The sequence below is a fragment of the Collinsella aerofaciens genome (genome assembly GCF_039758815.1).
In the GTDB taxonomy this organism is placed as follows: Bacteria; Actinomycetota; Coriobacteriia; order Coriobacteriales; family Coriobacteriaceae; genus Collinsella; species Collinsella aerofaciens_BP.
In genome coordinates this window covers 1-20,242 of record NZ_JBDMSK010000004.1, presented here as the reverse complement: position 1 = coordinate 20,242, position 20,242 = coordinate 1, and the positions used below count along the sequence as shown (strand labels likewise).

General features: G+C 61.7%; 12 protein-coding genes. 4 read left to right on the top strand and 8 right to left on the bottom strand.

Annotation, left to right across the window (positions count from 1 at the left end; translation table 11 throughout):
- Positions 1-42 precede the first annotated feature (42 nt).
- The 4 genes from dnaE to ABHT90_RS03740 form a co-directional block, all read right to left on the bottom strand.
- Positions 43-3,846, bottom strand: coding sequence for a DNA polymerase III subunit alpha (dnaE, locus tag ABHT90_RS03755; protein ID WP_346981665.1), 3,804 nt, complete (start codon positions 3,844-3,846; stop codon positions 43-45).
- Positions 3,847-4,022: 176 nt separating this feature from the next.
- Positions 4,023-7,649, bottom strand: a complete 3,627-nt coding sequence (locus ABHT90_RS03750; protein WP_346981664.1) for a UvrD-helicase domain-containing protein — start codon at positions 7,647-7,649, stop codon at positions 4,023-4,025.
- Positions 7,650-7,652: 3 nt separating this feature from the next.
- Positions 7,653-10,751, bottom strand: coding sequence for a PD-(D/E)XK nuclease family protein (locus ABHT90_RS03745; RefSeq protein WP_346981663.1), 3,099 nt, complete (start codon positions 10,749-10,751; stop codon positions 7,653-7,655).
- Between the two features lie 183 nt (positions 10,752-10,934).
- A complete protein-coding gene (locus ABHT90_RS03740) occupies positions 10,935-11,234 on the bottom strand; it encodes a YerC/YecD family TrpR-related protein (RefSeq protein ID WP_022094855.1) in 300 nt (99 codons plus the stop codon).
- Between the two features lie 325 nt (positions 11,235-11,559).
- Here ABHT90_RS03740 and ABHT90_RS03735 point away from each other — a divergent pair, with 325 nt between their 5' ends.
- The gene (locus tag ABHT90_RS03735) at positions 11,560-11,919 is read left to right on the top strand and encodes a phage holin family protein (protein ID WP_055285729.1); all 360 of its coding nucleotides are present in this window, start codon (positions 11,560-11,562) and stop codon (positions 11,917-11,919) included.
- A 144-nt stretch (positions 11,920-12,063) separates the two neighbouring features.
- Here ABHT90_RS03735 and ABHT90_RS03730 read toward each other — a convergent pair whose 3' ends face one another.
- Positions 12,064-12,492 (bottom strand): RrF2 family transcriptional regulator, encoded by a 429-nt coding sequence (locus tag ABHT90_RS03730; RefSeq protein WP_022094857.1) that lies wholly within the window; start codon positions 12,490-12,492, stop codon positions 12,064-12,066.
- Between the two features lie 253 nt (positions 12,493-12,745).
- Between ABHT90_RS03730 and cysK the strand changes: the two genes are divergently transcribed.
- The 3 genes from cysK to ABHT90_RS03715 all read left to right on the top strand — a co-directional run bounded on the left by cysK (position 12,746) and on the right by ABHT90_RS03715 (position 16,494).
- Positions 12,746-13,684: a cysteine synthase A gene (gene cysK, locus ABHT90_RS03725; RefSeq protein ID WP_329738258.1), complete on the top strand. Its 939-nt coding sequence runs from the start codon at positions 12,746-12,748 to the stop codon at positions 13,682-13,684.
- 17 nt (positions 13,685-13,701) lie between these two features.
- On the top strand, positions 13,702-14,967 hold the full coding sequence (gene mnmA, locus ABHT90_RS03720) for a tRNA 2-thiouridine(34) synthase MnmA (RefSeq protein ID WP_346981662.1): 1,266 nt from the start codon (positions 13,702-13,704) through the stop codon (positions 14,965-14,967).
- A 129-nt stretch (positions 14,968-15,096) separates the two neighbouring features.
- Positions 15,097-16,494 carry a hypothetical protein gene (locus tag ABHT90_RS03715; protein WP_346981661.1) on the top strand — a complete coding sequence of 466 codons (1,398 nt, stop codon included), beginning with the start codon at positions 15,097-15,099 and terminating at the stop codon, positions 16,492-16,494.
- Between the two features lie 135 nt (positions 16,495-16,629).
- On the opposite strand, the gene ABHT90_RS03710 is transcribed toward ABHT90_RS03715, so the two are convergent.
- From ABHT90_RS03710 to ABHT90_RS03700, 3 genes are all read right to left on the bottom strand, one after another.
- Positions 16,630-17,649, bottom strand: coding sequence for a M42 family metallopeptidase (locus ABHT90_RS03710; protein ID WP_346981660.1), 1,020 nt, complete (start codon positions 17,647-17,649; stop codon positions 16,630-16,632).
- 276 nt (positions 17,650-17,925) lie between these two features.
- Positions 17,926-19,092 carry a lactaldehyde reductase gene (gene fucO / locus ABHT90_RS03705; protein WP_195234670.1) on the bottom strand — a complete coding sequence of 389 codons (1,167 nt, stop codon included), beginning with the start codon at positions 19,090-19,092 and terminating at the stop codon, positions 17,926-17,928.
- A gap of 165 nt (positions 19,093-19,257) precedes the next feature.
- Complete coding sequence (locus ABHT90_RS03700) at positions 19,258-19,974, bottom strand: YoaK family protein (RefSeq protein WP_055310199.1); 717 nt, start codon at positions 19,972-19,974, stop codon at positions 19,258-19,260.
- Between the last annotated feature and the right edge of the window lie 268 nt (positions 19,975-20,242).

Sequence of the window (20,242 nt, the reverse complement as noted above, 5' to 3'; positions counted from 1 at the left end):
AAATAGCCCCGTCCCAAATTAGCTACCCCGCCAACGCCGTCCTTAAATTACCGTCACTCTGCCTTGGTTACCCACAATCGCCTTTGCCTCTGCCAGCAGCGGAATCGAGCGTGCGTTGACCTTGGCCGGCACCTCGGCACGCAGTACGCGCCCGTCCACCTGCTCGATAAAGATCTCCACGCGGTCGCCGCCCGGGTTTGCGGTAAGCACCGTGGCAAGACGCGCCATATTGCCCTGGCTAAAGCGGCTGTTGGGCACCATGACCTCAAACACCTTGGGCTTGTTGTTCTCCTCGCTAAGCTCCAGCGGCACAATCTCCTGAGCGATGATCTGGTCGCCGCGGTCCGAGCGCTCGAGCTTGCCCTTAATGCGCACAAACGCGTCGGACAGCTGCGCGCCGGTCTCGGGATCGACCTCGCCGTACAGATACCCCTCGGCCTCCTTGTAGGTCTTGGGGAACACCACGACCGTGGCCTCGCCTTCCATGTCTTCGAGCTGCACGATGCCCATGGGGTCGCCGTTTTTGGTCACGCGCTTGGACACGCTCGAGACCATGCCGGCCCACCACAGCGCCTTGCCCTCGGGAATCTCCTGGTTGATGGTACCGCCCGTGGGGTTTTGCACTTCGTAGCCGGTGTCGATCTGCGAGAACGAGAAGTCGCGCGCCTTGGCTAGCGCATACTCAAACGGGCGCAGCGGGTGGTCCGAGACATAGATGCCCAGAACCTCCTTCTCTTGGCTCAGCTTAAGGTGGCGGTCCCACTCCTGGCCGTCCGGATCGGGCACGCTCACCTCAAAGCCCGAGCCCTCAACATCGCCGAACATGTCGAAGAACGACGTCTGGCCGCTCGCGCGATCCTTTTGGCGCTTCACGGCGGCATCGATGATGTTCTCGGGGTTGTTCTTGTCCACAAAGTGCATCATCTGGCGGCGCGGATACCCGGTGGAGTCGAAGGCACCTGCCTTGATCAGCGATTCGATCACGCGACGGTTGGCCTGGCTCGAGTCCACGCGCTCGACAAAGTCGTGCAGCGTCTTAAACGGGCCGCCCGCCTCGCGCTCGGCGATAATCGCCTGCGCCACGCCGGTGCCCACGCCGCGAATGCCGGCCAAACCAAAGCGCACGCCTTCCTTGGTAGCCGTGAACTCAGTACCGGACTCGTTAACATCTGGCGACAGCACGGGGATGCCGTCGTGACGGCACGCCGAGACGTAATGAACGATCTTGTCGGTCTTGCCCGTGTAGGACGTCAGAACGGCCGCCATGTACTCGTGCGGATAGTGCGCCTTAAGCCATGCCGTCTGCATAACCAGGATGGCGTAGCCGGCGGAGTGCGACTTGTTAAAGGCGTAAGATGCGAACTCGAGAACATCGTCCCAAATCTTCTGGGCGACCTCGCGCGTGTAGTTGTTCTTGATAGCGCCGTTCATCCAGTGGTCGTAGGTGGTCTCGTCCGAGCCATCCTCCCAGTGGAGCACCGTCGAGGTGAGCAGCTTGATCTTTTTCTTAGCCACGGGCTTACGGATACGCGAGTCCGATTCGCCCTTGGAGAAGCCGCACATCTCGACGGAGATGAGCATAACCTGCTCCTGGTAGACCATGGTGCCGTAGGTTTCGCCCAGGATGTCGTCCAGACGGTCGTCATAGGAGACGGCCGGCTCTTTGCCGTTCATACGGTTGATATAGGACGAAACCATGCCGGCGCCCAGAGGGCCCGGGCGGTACAGGGCAATCAATGCCACGACGTGCTTGTACTCGGTGGGCTTCATGTTCTTGATCGTGGCCGTCATGCCGGCGGACTCGATCTGGAAGACGCCGGCGGTGTGGCCGGAGCCCATGAGCTTAAAGATCTCGGGGTCGTCAAAGGGAATCTCTTCCTCTTTGATGTCGATGCCGAAGTTCTTTTTGATGTTTGCCTTAGCCTTGGAGATAACCGTCAGCGTGCGCAGGCCCAAGAAGTCCATCTTGAGCAGGCCCATGTCGGCAACGGTATGGCCCTCGTACTGGGTAATCTCGACGCCGCCCTTGGTATCGAGCTTGGTGGGCACGTGCTCGTTGACGGGGTCGCGGCAAATCAGAACGGCGCACGCGTGCACGCCCTCGCCACGGGTAAGGCCCTCGATCGAGAGCGCCGTGTCGATGATGCGGCGGGCGTCGTCGTCCTTTTTATAGGCCTCGGCAAAGTCGGGGTTAAACAGATCCTCTTTGCCGGGTTGTTTTTCGAGTACCTGCTTGAGCTTGACCTTGGGGTCGCTCGAGACCATCTTGGACAGACGCTGGCCCATGTAGACCGGGTAGTCCAGGACGCGCGCGGCGTCGTTGATGGCCTGCTTGGCCTTGATGGTCGAGTAGGTGATGACGTGGGTGACCTTCTCGGGACCGTAGAGCTGGCGAACGTGCTCCACGACCTCGAGGCGCCGCTCATCGTCGAAGTCCATATCGATATCGGGCATCTCGGTACGCTGCGGGGACAGGAACCTCTCGAACATCAGGCCGTTCTCGAGCGGGTCGAACGCGGTGATGTTCATGGCGTAGGCGACGATAGCGCCGGCGGCAGAACCACGGCCGGGGCCGACGCCGATGCCGTTGTCCTTGGCCCATTGCACGTACTCGGCAACGATGAGGAAGTAGGCGGCAAAGCCCTTGTCACAGATGACCTTGTATTCGTACTCAAAGCGCTCTTTGATGTTGACGCCACCGATCTCGCGTGTGGCCCAGTCGTCGCCATAGTGCTGGCGCAGGCCCTTCTCGCACTCACGGCGGAACTGGCTCTCGTGCGTCTCACCGGGATCGAGCAACGGAAAGCGCGGCAGGATGATAGAGTCCCAGTCCAGCTCAACGTAGCACTTGTCGGCGATCTCGAGCGTGTTGTCGCAGGCCTCGGGGCAATACGGGAACATCGCCCGCATCTCCTCCTCGGTCTTCATGTAAAACTCCGAGCCGGTCATGCGCATGCGGTTGGGGTCATCGACCTTGGCGTTCATGCCAATACACATGATGACGTCCTGCACGGGCGCATCCTCGCGGCGCAGGTAGTGGAAGTCGTTGGTGGCGATGACCTTGACGCCCACCTGCTTGGCGATATCGATGAGCGTGCGGTCCATCTGCTCGTCGGTCAGGCCGTTGTCGGTGGTGATGCCATGTTCCTGGATCTCGATGTAGAAGTCGCCGGGGTCGAAGGTATCGCGGAAGGTCTCGGCCCACTTGATGGCGCCCTCCATGTCACCGCGGTCGATGTATTTGGGGATGATGCCCGCGATGCAGGCGCTCGTGCAGATCATGCCCTTGGCGTGGCGGCGTAGGTTGTCGAGCGTCACGCGCGGCTTGTAGTAAAAGCCCTGCACGGCGGCCTCGGAAACCGTCTGCATTAGGTTGACGTAGCCCTCCTGGTCTTTGGCCAGAAGGATCATGTGGTAGAGCTCGGGCTTGTGGTCGCGGGCAAGGGTCTCGTCCGGCGTAAAGTAGACCTCGCAGCCAAAGATGGGCTTGATGACCAGAGGCGGCTTGAGCTCGTCGATATTGCCCTTCTCGTCCCACATGGCCATGTCCTTCACATACTGGGCATGCTCGCGCGGGTTTTCCTCGGGGTCGGGCTCCACCAGCTCGTCGCGGCGGTCCTTTTCCAAGAAGGCCTTGTCGTGGCTCCAGGTTTTGTACTCGGGCGTGTTGTGATTGACGGCGTCGCAGGCCAGCGCCAGGTCGGGCACGCCATACATGTAGCCGTGGTCGGTAATGGCCACGGCGGGCATGCCAAGTTCAACGGCACGATTGACCATATCCTGGATACGGGTTGCGCCGTCGAGCATGGAGAAAACAGTGTGATTGTGCAGATGGACGAATGCCATGTGATGAGCTCCGATGCGGGTTCGTGTTCTGACTGAACGATTTTACCGCACGGCGCGGACGGCACCCGAACCTAGCCAAACCAACACGGCTCCTCTTGCAGTTGCGGTGAAATGCGGACTGATTGGCGGATTTTCTGGCCAAAACAGCCCGTATTCCACCGCAAGTTATCTGAGGGCTAGAGATTGTAGGTGACTACTTGAGGTTCGGCGGGTTCGACGAAGATGGCTGGATTCGCCTGCTCCACGCGAACAAACTTGACCGTCACCGTCTCAAAGCCCGCCTTGTGCAACACGTCGGCGTAAACGCGCGCCTGCAGGGCGTGCTTCTCGAGCAGCTGGTCCGGCGTCTCATCCGGCGTGCCACCCGTCTTGTAATCGATGACCAGTGCGCGTGACGAATCGGCCGGGTCGGTCGCCAAAGCGTCGATGGCGCCTTCGGCATATGCACCGTAGCGGGCGATGTCCTCGTCCTCGCAGCCCAGCGAGAAGAACGGCACCTCGGCGCGAACGCACGGCCACGCGAACAGCTCGGCACGAACCGACGACTTGAGCCAGCGCTCCAGAGCGACATCGAAGCGCTCGCGCTGTTCTGGCGTCAGGTGCCACAGGCGAGCCAGGGCGTCGGCACGCTCAGCGGGCAGCGCATCGGCACCCATCTCGATGAGCCACTGGCAGGCGGCGTGGAAGGCCGAGCCCAGCGCCATGGGATTGCCGGCGGGCTCGACAGCGGCCACGTCTGCATCCGTCATCTCCGAGCCATCCGACTCTGCATCATCGCCGGACTCGTCCATGGGAACACGAGCCTCGGCGGCACGGTCTTCCGTCTCGGCATGGAGTGCCGCGGCGATTGACGAGTAGCTATACGAGTCACGCGCCGGGAACGGACAGATGCCCATGCGCACGCCCACTGCCTGGGGATACACAAGCTCAAACGAATCGGGCTTGGGGTCAGCAGGACCGGGCACAGTTGAGTGCGCAGCACTATCGGCGACATCGACATCGCCGCGGACAAGCCTGCCCTCGGCATCCAGCGAAGCGTTTGCCTCAAACGCCTGCTCGCCAAAGGTAAAGTCCGTGAGCGAAATGAGCTCGTAGTCGCCCGGCTGGGAGTTGTCGAACACCAGGCGGTCGCTATCGAGCTGCGGCGTGTCCAGAGCGTCGGTCGGCAAAATACGGCGCAGCACGTCGTAGGTCAGATCCGTCTCGACATCGAAGGTCGGCGCCGTCACCTTGCCACGGCTCACACCGGCATCCATCGCCAGAATGACCAGCTCGCGTGCTCGCGTCATGGCGACATAGAGCAGGCGGGCCCGCTCCTCGAGCGAGAGCTGCAGGTCGTCGTTGCGCAGGCGAGCAAATGCCTCGGCGGGAGAACCCGTCGCACAAACGTCCTCCATGAGCTCCGGCGGCAGCCACAGCGACGTGCCCTTGCCCTTAAACGCATGCTCAAACTGCTTTTTGACGTCGTCGCCCTTCACAAAGGTTCCGTCGGCGAGCCTAACGCCGTCGAAGCGTGCCGGCAGTGCCACGACCTGCGCTCCGCCATCGACGCGACCCATCTGTGCCGCACCCGAGGACTTACGCACGCCAAAGCACTCGGCGACCGCCACGACCGGATATTCCAGACCCTTGGAGGCATGCACCGTCATGATGCGTACCGCGCCGTCACCCTCCTCGTTGAGCGCGCCCGGGGCCTCCTTGCCCGCCAAGAAGCGGTCGAAGGCCAGCGCGATGGAACGCGGCGAGTTGCCGAACTCGGCCTCAGCCTCAGCCACGGCGTCGAGCGCCTTGAGCACGTTGGCGGCAATGGCCTTGCCCTCGGGGCCGCGCTGCGCCAGGCGCACAAACCAGCCGGAGGCGTTGACCACGTCGCGCGCGATGGCGGCGAACGAATCGCGGCCCGCGCGACGAAGCGCATACCGCAGCACCTCGCGGGCGCGCTTCACAAGCGGCAAGTCTTGCAAACCCGGCACGTCGGAATCGCTCATGATGCCCATGTCGATATTCCGGCGCGAGGTCTCCCCTGTCTCGCTATCGAGCTTGGTCGCCAGCGCCAGGAACTCCTGAGCGCCGAGCGCAAACATCGGCGAGGCGAGCAGCGGCATAAGGCCCCGCGCCGTATCGGCCGGATTGGCGAGCGCACAAACCAGGGCGCGCACCGTCTGCACCTCGGCTGCTTGGGCAAAGACCGAGCCGCCCGCGATGACGCAGTCGAGCCCCTGATCGCGGAAGGCCTGGGCGTAGACGTCGGCGTTGGTCATGCGGCCCAGCAGCAGTACCATGCCGCCCTGGGGCTGGCCGGCATCGGCAAGCGCGCGGAAGCGCTCGGCGATCGCACGGGCCTTGGCCTGTGTGCGCTCCTGCATACTACCGCCGGCAACAAAGAGGGCCTGGCGGCGCGAGGCGTCCGCCACCAGCGTGTCCTTGCGGCCGTCGCTCGCCTCAAGATCCAAAAAGCCCTGCATCAGGCCGCCGTCATCGCCGTCGAAGACGCGCGCCACGTAACGCAGCACCTCGTCATGGCTGCGGAAGTTGCGCACGAGTTTAACGAGTTCGCCGGCAGGGGCATCGGCCACGGCAGTCGCCTCGGACGCGGCAGACGAGCCCACCTTGCGCTCCTGGCGGCGAAACACCTCGACCTCGGCGCCACGGAAGCGGTAGATCGACTGCTGCGCATCGCCCACGGTGCACAGCGCGCGCTCCCCCGCGCCCGTCAGATAGCGAATCAAATCGACCTGCATCTGATCGGTATCCTGGAACTCATCGATCATGACCATCTTAAAGCGGCCCTCGTACGCAGCACGGATGGCTGGGTAATCGCGCAGGGCCTCGTAGGCCATACGCAGCAGGTCGTTATTATCGAGGGCGGACTGGGCAGCCTTCAATGCGCGATACTCGGCCTCGACGGAACGGGCCAGGCCCACCAGCGCATCGAGCGCCGGGCCACCGCAGGCAAGCACGATATTGATAAACGCATCGGCGGCCTCGGCCTTGAGCAGCTCGACCTGCTCCTTGGGGAATGCCTTGCCCGCGCGCGGCATGGTGCACGACATCATGAGTCGCGCCGCATCCTCCATGGTTTTGCCACTCGCCTCAAACGCGTCGATGGCATCGAGCGCCGTCTGCGCCTTCTCGGTCGCGGCCTTGCTTGCGCCTAGCGCCGCGCGATAGGCATCGGCGAGTGCCGAGGTATCGGCCTGGCCGCGCGCCACGCGCGCGTCGTCCATACCGCCCGGCAACTGGCTCGACAGCTCCAGCAGGTCGCGCACCAGACCCTTGATGGTCGTACCGCCGCCAAAGGAACCGCCCTCGCCCGCCATGGGATACCAGGCATAGAGGGCCTTGAGCGATGCCGCGAGCTCGGGGGCGGCATCGGGTGCCGTCGCGCGACCCAGCACATGCTCAACAGCCTGGTCCATGAGCTCGTCGGTATCGGTGAGCACCGTGAACTCGGGGTCGATGCCCAGCTCCAGCGCGTGCGCGCGCAGGATACGCGAGCACATGCCGTGAATGGTCGAGATCCACGCGTCGTCGACGGTCAGTGCTTCCTCGTCCATGCCCTCGTCGATAAGCGCACGGCGCACGCGGTCGCGAATCTCGGCCGCGGCATCTTTGGTAAAGGTAATGGCGAGCACCTGGTCCAGATGCTCAACGAACGGACCGGATTCGGGCGAGAGCGCATAGACGATGCGGCGCGTGAGGGTAAAGGTCTTACCCGAACCGGCGCCCGCCGAGACAAACAACGGGCGGTCGAGCGTTTTGACAATCTGCAGCTGTTGCGGCATCAAAGTCGAAAGATCCATGGTCTACACGTCCCTCCTTACAAACGTTCCTTCGTGGTTATACGAGCAGCGCGCATGCGCGGCCTGAGCCGACGCCGGGTCGACGGCGGCAACGTTGCCCGCCTCGAGCTCGCGCAGGCGCTCGGCGATGCCGGCCTCCACGCGATCGAGCAGGGCATCGAAGTCCATGCTGCCGCCCTCGCCCGGGAAGCCCTTCTTGAGGCCCGGGATGCGACCGTCACCGCGCTCTTCCTCGAGCAACTCGGCGCTCGCCGCACCGCGCAGCGCGGGCTTGCCGCCCTTGGTCGAAAAATAGAGCGCTGCACGGGTATCCAAGCCCAGTGCCCGACGCATGGCCTGCGCGTAGATGAGCGTTTGGGTATGGGGCGGCAGCCAGCGCGGGTCGTCGATGGGAGCCTCGCCCGTCTCCTCGTCACGCACCGTGGGGTCGGCAAGCTTAAACTCCTCGACACCCGAACGATGCTTGTAGTCGATTACCACGGCGCGGTTCTCGGCGTCCACGTCCACACGGTCGATGCGCCCGCCGAGCGGCCAACCGGCATACTCGACCTGGAGCTCGTTGAACGCAAACTCCAGGTAGCGCGGGGCAAAGGGGGCAAGTGCCTCGGACTCGTAGGCAAGCACGCCCTCCAGCTGCGGCAAGATCTCGGCCACCTGGCGCTCCTCCACCGCAGAGAGCGGCACCAGCGGGCCCTCCGTGCCGCGCTTGCCGGCGTGCTCGGCCAACGTCTCGTCAAAGACCTCGTGCAGCAGCTCCTGAGCACGCGGCAGATTCTCGGGCGTCACGCGCTCCATGCCTTCTTGGGGCAGACGGGCATGCAGATGCTCCAGCACGTCGTGGACAAAGTTGCCCTTCTCCATGTTGCCAAAGCCAGCGTCGATCGACTGGGGCTTGACGCGATACGAGACGAACCAGCATAGCGGACAGGTCGAATAGGCCTCGATCTGCGAGGCAGACGTCAAGCGCGGCACCAGCGGCGCATCCTCGCCCTCGCCATCGCGACGGCGCAGGACCAAATACGGCACGGCCTCGGCACTCAGATGCTGAGGGGCTTCACAGGTCACGCGCTCGCGCTTGAGGCCTTCACCTGCCGCGGGATCAAAGTCGGCGATGATATCGCCCTCGCCCACGCACGTGGGCTTGGCAGCGCCAGCGGCCTCGGCATGTGCCCGCAGCTCGGTCCATACGGCTGCCGGGTAGCACTCGCGCGCCTGGCGATCGTGCGTCACGCGGGCGAGCGCGACCGGACCGCTCGCCGCCTGCATCGCACGGCCAAAGCGCACGCGCAGCAGGGCGGCGGGCTCCAAAGACACGCCGTCGCGGCGCAGCTCGGCCGTCAATGTGGCAAGCGGGCCCTCTTCGTGCGAAAGCGGATAGCTGTCCAGGTCGACATCGGCAAACAGCACGGCATCGTAGCCGCCAGGACGCAAAACCGACGCATCGGCAAGCGACACGAAGCGCACTTGTGCCCGTGGCGTGCGATCGACCTCGTAGGTCGCGTAATCGTAAGCGGTACTGCGCTTGTCCACCTTGGTTCGAACGCCGTCGAGAACCGGCACGGTCGCGGCCTGCGACACGTCGAGTGCGCGAGCATCGTTCATAAGGATGTCGATGGCATGGCGCAGCAAAGCCGTCTCTGCCTGGCGACGGGCCTGGCCGTCAAGGCCGCCTAGAGCGCGATCGGGCAGCGCCTCGGCAACGGCGAGCATGGCCTTGAGCGCCGTCACGGGTTTGTCGCGCCACAGCGCCTGGAACACGTCCGAGACCACACACGGCACGTTCTTAAACCAGTTTTCGTCGCTCGCCGCCTTGCGCGCGCCCCTCACCTGACCCTGGACGCTCTGCAGCAGGCTCTTAACGCCCGCAGTGGTCTTGTTGCGCGACAGGCGTATGTTCTTGTCGAAGCCGCGGGCGCTCGCGGCGTCGGCACCCGAAAGCGGGCTATAAATCCAGTCGGTAAGCTCCGGAGCGGGCCACCACTCGGTCTTGGAAGCGGTGCCCTCGTCGGCGGCTTTCATACGCTCGATCAGGTTGGCGAGCGCCGTAAACTGCCTGCCCGCGATGGACTGGGAAAACGCCGTGAACTCAGTCGTCTCGGCCGCAATGTGACGCGCCGCCAGACGGGCAGCGAGTTCGCCGAACAGCTGGGGCGCCCGGGCGGAAACTACGAGCACGCGCGCGGGGTCCGCAGACGCCGTGACACCGCCGTCGACCGCGGCGTCCTCACACGTTTTTACCAGCCCATCGATTGCATCCACATAGGCGTGGGCGCGGGCGTGAGGGCCGGCAACCTCTATAAAGGTAGGCTGAGCGGCGGACTCGGAGGCAGTCTGGGGCACAGTGGCACCCTCCCCCAGCGGCGCGACCTCAAACAGCACACCGCGGGCATCAAATGCCGTGGCAAGCTCCTCGCGCATCGCCGCCTGCTCGCGGGCAAGCAGCACGACGACCTCTCCCCCATTGTTCGCCACGGCAGACAGCAGCTCGAGCAGACCGTGCGTAAACGACGTGATACCGCGCACGCATACGGCGCGAGTGCACGTCGGCAGGCTATCGGCCAGGGCACCGGCCATAATGTCGGCTGCCTCGCAGGGCTCGACCATATCTCGACGGTCCAAGCCGCTCGCATAGGCGCTCAACAGCTCGAACACGCGGGCCTCAGCGTCGCTTTTGGGCTCGGGCTGAGCGGCGGCATCGCGGCAGCGTTCGTCGCCCGTCCCCGCCACGCCAGGCAACACATCGCGGGCCATACGCGCAAGCATGCGCACCGTGCCCTGACTGCGCGAAAGCGGCTGCAGGTCGGCATCGTCGAGACGCGTGACCATGTCCGAGAACAGCATCTGGCGCTGCAGGTTGTCGACGAAACCGCGCCCGTCGCCCAAAAGCTCCCAAAGCGAGCGAAGCCACGATGTAGGCGTCTTGTAGTCGATACCCAGCGAAACGCCGGCTTCCGCCGCATCATGACGGCACAGGTCGAGCTCGGCAAACGTTGGTGCCAGCAACACGGCACGCCCGTAACGGGCAATAAGGTCGGCAAGCAGCGCCGACTCGGCATCGCTCAAATCCGTGCCGGCATTGGTGGTATAGATTCGAACAGGCATGGTCCTCCGCTCAAACTGTTCGCAATAATCAATGCATCCATCCTACCCGCCCAAGCGGACACATTGCCACCGCAGCTCCATCTTTTGGTACAAAGCAACCTGACCCCAACGCACCAGCCGATTGCGGGCATATAAAAACCGCCCCCGGGAGAGCGGTTTTGCACAATTCGTTTTTGGCGCGGCCTACTCGCCATCCTCCAGTTTAATGAGGATCTTGCGGTAGCCACCGTACTCGCCGTTGAGCGCCTTGGACACACGGCTCACCGTGGTGGACGAAGCGCCGGTACGGGCCTGAACCTCAACATAAGGCTCGCCCTCGTCCAAATAGCGCGCAACCTGCAAACGTTGAGAAAGGTCGCAAATCTCGCGCGGCGTGCAGATATCGGTCAAAAACGCTTGGATATCCTTCTCGTCGTCCAAAAGGCTAAATGCGTGGACCAGCTGCTTGACATCAGGCTTGTCAAACATGTTCTCGATATTCATCGATCACCGCCAAACCCGCCAAAAGGCATCGAAGTTGATACTGACATCGGGCATCGTTCGCCCGTTCTATGCAATAGGGCAACGCCTGTGGCTTTTGCCCGTAGCAGTGTAGCACACCACCAAACTAAAGCGACAAGACTCTCTGTCAGCGGCGCGTTTTTCAGGACGAACGCCGTTTTGAAATCGAATGCGCACGTAAGCTCCACGAATATTTGCGACAATGGGCATCCAGGCAAGGCCCCGCGTTCGCGCAGCCGTCCAAGTCGCCACGGCAAGCTGCTTCACGCGTCACTAACTCTCCCCGCGCAAGAAAGGACCCCCTACCATGCGCTTTATGCTTAACTGGCTCTTTACTTCGATCGCCATCGCGATCGCCACGTTCCTCGTCCCCGGCATCCAACCCTTCGGTTTTGCCGAGGCCTGGGTCTGTTTCGCCTTTGTGGGACTGTTCCTCAACATCGTCGATTCGCTCGTCAAGCCGTTCCTGACGGTCATCTCACTGCCGCTCACTATTATTACGCTTGGTATTTTTCAGCTCGTAGTCAACAGCTTTATGCTCGAGCTGGCCAGCTACCTGTCGGTCAATCTGTTGGGCGCTGGTATCTCCATTGCCGGCTTTGGATCGGCCTTTATGGGCAGCATCCTGGTATCCATCATGCGCAGCATTCTCGATAGCATCGCCTAGGGCTAGAACTGTTCAATACGAACCGTCATATCGACCCAAAACGAAGGCCGCCCATCGCAAAAATGGGCGGCCTTCTTATTTGTCAAGTCTCAAAGGGCGAGAGAATCTACCATTTCCGCTCCGTCCCCAAATGGCGGGTATGGGTTAGATGACGTAGTCGTAGCCATGGTTGGGAGCGACAAGTTGATCAAGCGTCACGCCGTCGAGGTAGTCGTTAATGAGCTTGTCCAGGTTCTTCCACACGTCGAGCGTGGGACACTCGTCCGAACGCGAGCAGCCCTTGCAGTCGCCGTCTAGGCATGCGACCGGCGCCAGGCTGCCCTCGGTCAGGCGCAAAATCTCGCCCACCGTGTACTGCTCGGGCGGGCGCGTGAGCACATAGCCGCCGCCCTTGCCGCGCATGCCCGAGAGCATATTGGCACGCACGAGCGTGGCCAAAATGTTCTCCAGATATTTCTCCGAAATCCCCTGACGCGCGGCGATCTCTTTGAGGGGAATGCGGCCTGCCGCCTGGTGCTCGGCCAGGTCGACCATAACGCGCAGGGCATATCTGCCCTTTGTGGAAACCAACATATATAGTGCTGCCTTTCGGTCTTTTAATTCGTAGAAATTCTAGCCGAAAAATTGGTTTTGAAAATACCTATTCCCGTCAAGCTGGTTAATCGACTCGTAATAATCTTCTATTTCCTATTGCGTTACTAGGCTTTACTGTCTACTATGCTTGCCAACAGCAAAAAGAACAACCCATAAGGTTTATGGGTTTCGCTGCTACACACACCGTAAACCCACACGGTATCCAGTCGTTTGAACACTTTGGAGGTTCACCATGAGCAATGTTTACACGTCCATCGATCAGCTTATCGGCCACACCCCGCTTCTGGAGCTCACTCACTTTGAGGCCGATGAGGACCTCAAGGCCCGCGTACTCGTCAAGCTGGAATACTTCAACCCCGCCGGCTCCGTCAAAGACCGCGTCGCCAAGAACATGATCGACGAGGCCGAGAAGGCCGGCAAGCTCGTGCGCGGCGGTGACTACACCATCATCGAGCCCACGAGCGGCAACACCGGCGTCGGCATCGCCTCGGTGGCGGCGGCTCGCGGCTACAAGGTGATCATCACCATGCCCGAGACCATGTCCGTCGAGCGCCGCAAACTTATGCAGGCATACGGCGCACAGCTCGTGCTCACCGACGGCTCCAAGGGCATGAAGGGTGCCATCGCCAAGGCCGAGGAGCTGCAGAAGGAGACGCCCAACAGCATTATCGCCGGCCAGTTTGTGAACCCCGCCAACCCCGCCATCCACAAGGCCACGACCGGCCCCGAGATCTGGGATGACACCGACGGCGAGGTCGACATCTTCGTCGCCGGCGTTGGCACCGGTGGTACCGTGACCGGCGTGGGCGAGTTCCTCAAGGAGCAGAACCCCGAGATTCAGGTCGTCGCCGTCGAGCCCGCCACCTCCCCGGTGCTCTCCAAGGGCCAGGCCGGCCCGCACAAGATCCAGGGTATCGGCGCCGGCTTTGTGCCCGACGTCCTCGACACCCAGGTCTACGACGAGATCATCCCCGTCGAGAACGACGACGCCTTTTCCACCGGCCGCGCCGTGGGCCACAAGGAGGGCGTGCTCGTGGGCATTTCGTCCGGCGCCGCCGTGTGGGCTGCGCTGCAGCTGGCCAAGCGCCCCGAGAACGAGGGCAAGACCATCGTGGCGCTGCTCGCCGATACCGGTGAGCGCTACCTGTCCACGGCACTCTTCAAGGACTAAGGCCTGTCGCCCATAGGTTGAGCCCAGGGACGAGCCGGTCTCCTCTCTCTCCCGGCAGTCGGAGCCCATCCCATCAGGGCGCCCCACGAAACGTCCGAACTTGCTACAATGTCTGCGGCGCGGAACCAGCCTCCCGCGCCGCTTTTCTTTTTTGGCCACATGCCACCAAGGAGAACCTCCCCATGCACAACAAGCGCGTGCTCGTCGCCATGAGCGGCGGCGTCGATTCCAGCGTGACTGCCTACCTGCTCAAACGCCAGGGCTACGAATGTGTCGGTGCCACCATGTGTCTCACCTGCCCCGCGCCCGATCCCGCCACGGGCATGAGTAAGGTCGACCGCGACATCGCCGATGCGAAGGCCGTCGCCGAGCGTCTGGGGATACCCCACCATGTGCTCGACTTGCAGCAGACCTTCGACCACAGTGTTATCGAGCGTTTTGTGAACGCCTACCAGGAGGGGCTGACGCCCAACCCGTGCATCATCTGCAACCGCCACATTAAGTTTGGCGCGTTGCTCGATGCGGCGCTGGACATGGGCTGCGACTACATCGCAACGGGACATTACGCCAAAACGAGCCAGGCGCCCGACGGCACCTGGCAGCTGCATCGCGGCGAGGACCCCAAAAAGGACCAGAGTTACTTTTTGTATTCGCTCACGCAAGAGCGCCTGGCACGCACAATCTTTCCGCTGGCAGGCCTGGACAAGGAGCGCGACGTGCGCCGCATTGCCGCCGAGCAGGACTTCATCAACGCCAAGAAGGCCGAAAGCGAGGATATTTGCTTTATTCCAGACGGTGACTACGCGGGCTATATCGAGCGCCGCTGCGGACATGCCGCTGCACCGGGCGACATCGTATGGCGCGACGGCAGCGTGGTCGGGCGCCACAACGGCGCGTTGCGCTATACCATCGGCCAGCGCAAGGGTTTGGGCGTCGCGATGGCGCATCCCGTGTATGTGACGGGCGTCGACACCGCCAACAACACCGTGCATCTGGGCGAGGCCGAGGACCTGACCGCCGCGGCGCTCACGGCCGATGAGTGGATCTGGAGCGCCCCCGCCGACCGCATGGAGGCAGAACTCGATGCCGGCGGCATTCGCGTGGGCGCCAAGTACCGCTACCGTCAAAAGGACCAGGCAGCGACCCTTACACGTGGCGCCGACGGACAAATGCTGCTGACTTTTGACGAGCCGCAGCGAGCCATCGCCCCCGGCCAGGCCGTCGTCGTCTACCGCGGCGACGTCGTCCTCGGCGGCGGCACCGTTACTGCCGCCATCAAGTAGTCCCACCCCCTTCATAAGTTGCGGTGAAATAGGGACTGTTTAAGCGTTTCAAGCCGCTAAACAGTCCCTATTTCACCGCAACTTTGTTAAGTATTATGATGTTTGTGCTTGCTATATTTAACGATTAGAATGCTTAACGAGGTGATGCAGCAGATGAATACTTCCAACTATATAACCATGGGTGACGCCGCGCGCCTGCTGGGCGTTACGAAGGCCCGTATATCGCAACTGGCTGCATCGGGAACGCTCGCGTGCGATATCGTCGGTGGGCGGAAAATGGTTCAGTACGATTCCGCGATTGGTTATCAAAAGGTCCGTAAGCGTGGGCGCCGTCCCGCAGCTGACGTAGGGCGCAAGTTCACGTTGATGTCAGCCGACCACGAGGTCGCGCATGTCTCGTTTGATCCAACGCGCGAGTTTTCCTTTGAAATTGCCGACATACTCGATGCACGAAGGATGCCGTTTGGCACGTGCTCGAGTTCTTCTCCAACGGTGAATAAACGAGCACTCAACACGTGGTGGAGTCACCGGTCGGTGCCCGACGTCCGCCCCGGACTCATCTCGCGCTATCGCGAGCTGGGAATTGACAGCGGTATTGAAGTGCCCGTTCGTTGCCTGGGTTTTTCGCTTTCGGATTGCTATTGGCTAAGACCGGTCAACTGCGACGAGCTCAATTGGCAGCACCTCAATTACTTCGAAAACAATTTTGAACGGTCGGCACCCGAGCATCGTTCAGGCTGGCTTGAGGGCATCGGACTCAAAAATCCTGACAATACGTCCGAGGGCGAGCTCCCCAAATCCTGGATGATCCGCAATGGCGTTCGCATCCTGGTTAAAGGATGCGGAATGGACGATCAGCGACCGTTTAACGAGGCGGTTGCAACAGCTCTACATCGGCGTCTGCTATCCAAAGGTGAGTTTGTTCCCTATACGGTCGAGCGCATGTTCGACGGGCCCGTATGCCTATGCGATGACTTTCTTAATGGCCGTGAGGAATACGTGCCGGCCGCTTATATCAGGGACGCACTCGGTGGCCAGCGAGGAAACTCAACATACGATCGATACTGTCGCTTTCTTGGCAGACACGGGGCTGATGAAGCCACGGTAAGAAAATCCATGTCGCAGATGATTGTCTGCGATGCCCTCCTGGCCAACAGCGACCGCCACTGGCGAAACTTCGGCATCATCCGCAATGTCGACACGCTGGAAATGCGGCCTGCACCGCTGTTCGATAGTGGCAATTGCCTGTGGTACAACGTGCCAACCGCCGTGCTCATTGCCGGGGAGTTTGGATTTGCCGCCAAACCGTTTGGTCCGGACCCTTCCACTCAGCTAGCATTTGCTGACTCGCTCGATTGGTTCGATGCGTCGCATCTCGATGGGTTCGTCGACGAGGCAGTCGAAATCCTCTCACAAAGCGCATGGGCAACAGCAGGCAATCGCCTCAAGGCCATCCGCCGCGGTCTCGAGCGCCGCACGATAGAGGTAAGCGCCGCCGTTGAGGTGCTACGGCACGTGCAGAGATAACAGCACTGCCCCCTAAGTTGCGGTGAAATAGGGACTGTTTGGCGGTTTTAAACGCTTAAACAGTCCCTATTTCACCGCAACTTAGAGAGGACGGCCTCGGTCGGTACTGCCGTATCAGCCGAGGCCGCTGCATCGCTAGCGCTGTACGTAGGCGCGGACGAGCTCGAAGGTGTTGCGCACGCCGTCGATGTGGCTGCGCTCGTAGTTGTGGCTCGCGTACACGCCGGGGCCGATCAGACCATGGCGAATGTCGTAGCCGGCCGAGAGCGTGGCCTCAACGTCCGAGCCGTAATGCGGGTACACGTCGATGGCGTAATCGAGCTCAAGCTCGCGCGCGATATTGGACAGCGTGGTCACCAGATCGTAGTTGTAGGGGCCGCCCGAATCCTTGGCGCAAATCGACACCATGCGCTCGGTGCAGCCCAGGTCGTCGCCCACGCAGCCCATGTCCACGCTGATCATCTCGCGCGTGTCGGCCGGCACAAAGGCACCGCCATGGCCGACCTCCTCGTACACGGTAAAGAGCAGCGAAACCTTACGCGAAAGCGTCACCTCGCCAGCGGCGACGGCACGCGCCAAGCCCAGCAAAATGGCGGCCGAAAGCTTGTCGTCCAGGAAGCGGCTCTTGATGTAGCCGCTCTCCGTCACCGTGGTGCGCGGATCCATGGCGATGATGTCACCGGTCTGAATGCCCAACTCGAGCACATCGTCCTTGCCGTCGACGTTCTCGTCGAGCAGGATTTCCATGTTCTTCTCGATGGTCTTGACCGGCTCATCGGCCACATGCGCCGAAGGCTCGGTATTGAGGACTACACCCGTGTAGACATTACCATCGCGCGTGTAAACGGTGCAGTTCTCGCCATCAGCCGTGGACCACTGGTGCCCACCGAGCGTCGTGGGGCGCAGGCGACCATTGTCCTTAATGGAGCGCACCATGGCGCCCAGAGTATCGACATGGCTCGCCAGTACGAGCGGCTCACCCTCGCCACCAAGCTCAACGAGCACGTTACCCTTATTAGAACGCTCAGGCCCAAACCCCATATCGCGCAGGGTCTCCATCAGATAATCAGTCGCCGCACGGGTATAGCCCGTAGGCGAAGCGATAGAAGTCAGCGTCTTAAGCTGGTCAGTAATAAAACCAAGCGTAGAATCCATTTGGGGCACCATCCACAACTCCAAAGTCAACATCCCGTAATCAGTAAAAGCCCCAACAACGATACCACCACGCACAAAAATTTACCCAGCGAGACAACCCATCGAGCTTCTCAGAGCAGCGCCCGCCACGATAACGAGCCGGCGGCCCCCTGCCCGTTAGCCCCAGAATCTTTCCGCAGGACAGAAGGAGGCCCCGCCGCACGTAGTGCGCAACGGGGCCTCCGACATGTCCGAGGACGATTCTGGGGCTAACGGGCAGGGGCCCGCCGAACCAAGTTAGGCAGCCGGGCAGATCTTCTTGAAGAGCTCGATGACGTCGTCGAGCGTTGCCTCGCGCGGGTTACCCGGGAAGCAGGCGTCGGCCATGGCGTCCTTGGCCAGAACCTCGATCTCGTCGGCCTTCATAGCCTCGCAGACGTGCGGGATATTCACGTCGGCGGAAAGCTGCTTGACGGCGGCGATAGCGGCGTCGGCAGCCTCGTCGGTGCTCATGCCCGTGGTGTCAACACCCATGGCAAGGGCAACCTTGGCCAGGCGCTCAGCGCAAACCGGCTTGTTGAACTCCATGGCGATCGGCAGCAGCATGGCGCAAGCGACGCCGTGCGGGGTGTCGTAGTGAGCAGACAGGGTGTGAGCCATGGCGTGGTCGATGCCCAGGCCAACGTTGGAGAAGCCCATGCCGGCGACATACTGACCAAGAGCCATGCCCTCACGGCCGGAGCCGGGCTGGCCGGACTTGGCCTCGGCGACGGAGTCGCGCAGGTTCTCGCTGATCAGCTTAATGGCCTCAAAGTGGAACATGTCGGAAAGCTCCCAGGCGCCCTTGGTGGTGTAGCCCTCGATAGCGTGGGTCAGTGCGTCCATGCCGGTGGAGGCGGTCAGGCCGGCGGGCATGGAGGCCATCATGTCGGGATCGACGACGGCGACCTCGGGGGCGTCGTTGGTGTCGACGCACACGAACTTGCGGACCTTCTCGGGGTCGGTGATGACGTAGTTGATGGTCACCTCGGCGGCGGTACCGGCGGTCGTCGGCACAGCGATGGTGAACACGGCGTGGTTCTTAGTGGGAGCAACGCCCTCGAGGCTGCGGACATCGGCGAACTCGGGGTTGTTGATGATGATGCCGATGGCCTTAGCAGTGTCCATGGAGGAGCCACCACCGATGGTCACGATAGCGTCAGCCTCGGCGGCCTTGAAGGCCTCGACGCCGTCCTTGACGTTCTGGATAGTGGGGTTGGGCTTGATCTCGGAGTAGAGGCTCCAAGCGATGCCGGCAGCGTCGAGCTCGTCGGTCACCTTAGCGGTAACGCCAAACTTGACCAGATCGGGGTCGGAGCAGACGAAGATCTTCTTGTAGCCGCGACGCTGGAGCTCGCCGGGGATCTCCTTGATGGCGCCGGAACCATGATAAGAGATGGTATTGAGAACGAAACGATTAGCCATTGATAGCCTCCCATCGTGTGCGGGGCATCCATTACGCCCCACGCTATGAGTCCCATCCTAACGCTTTTGAAACAAAAAACGCGTGAGAACATCAAAAGTGTTAAAGCGTTTCAACAGATGATGAAAAATATTGCGGCAAAGGGACAACCCCTTTGCCGCATTCGGTTACTTTCGGCAGCCCTCTTTCCAAGCCTCGGCCGCAACCTTCCAGCGTAAGCGCAAGTCGCGCTCGCGGTCGATGAACATGATGGCAAACGCGACAAACAGCAGCAAGCTCGCCACGACGATGGCGTGCAGGCCCATGCGCTCAATACACCAGTTGCCCAACACGGCGCCAAACACAAAGGTAAAGATCACGCCAAAGTACAGCAGGCCGTTTTCCAAAAAGCCGCGCCTGTGGGTGATGATGTAATCGTCCACGTTTTGCAGCGCGTTGCGCAAGTTGCCGATGCACATGGTCGTAGCGATGCCGTGACCGTGGATCTTGCGGAAGCTCTCGACCTGCATGCCGCAGGCAAACGAGGTGAGGCAGTTGGCGAGCAGGTTGAAATTGCCGCCCGGGATAAAGCTCACGCCCAGCAAGATGACGGCTTCAAAGAACACCGTTACCTGGCGCCAGTGAATCACGCTGCCAAACCGCTCATGCACCAGGTCGGCAAGCATAATGCCCACGGCAAACGACACCACGGGGAAGAAGTAGCGTCCCGCAAGTGCCCAGTTGCCCTCCGAGATGCTCACGCCCACGAGCAGGATGTTGCCTGTCTGCGCGTTGGCGAAAACATGGTCGCGCCCAATGTACGAATAAACGTCCATAAAGCCACCGGCAAGCGCCAAGATGATGCCCAGCTCAATAGACTCCGATATCTGTTTGGCACGCTGCATCGCCGTGCATCCTCCTTGTTGACGACTCTCTCGTGCGTTGGCGGAAACATAACCGCCGTTCATACTGTAACCCATTGACAACATGGCGCGCGCGCGAGACGGGTTCTCCAACGCGCAGATACACAGTCTGGAAACAAACGATCCCCGCATCGACGCGCCGATCCCCAGCTCATGTACTCCCCCAGTCTTTTTAGCCCCATTACAGTTTGAGTTGTCCGAAAGGGCGGCTCTTTTCCGTTGCACGGCTATACGATTGAGCCGTACCGGT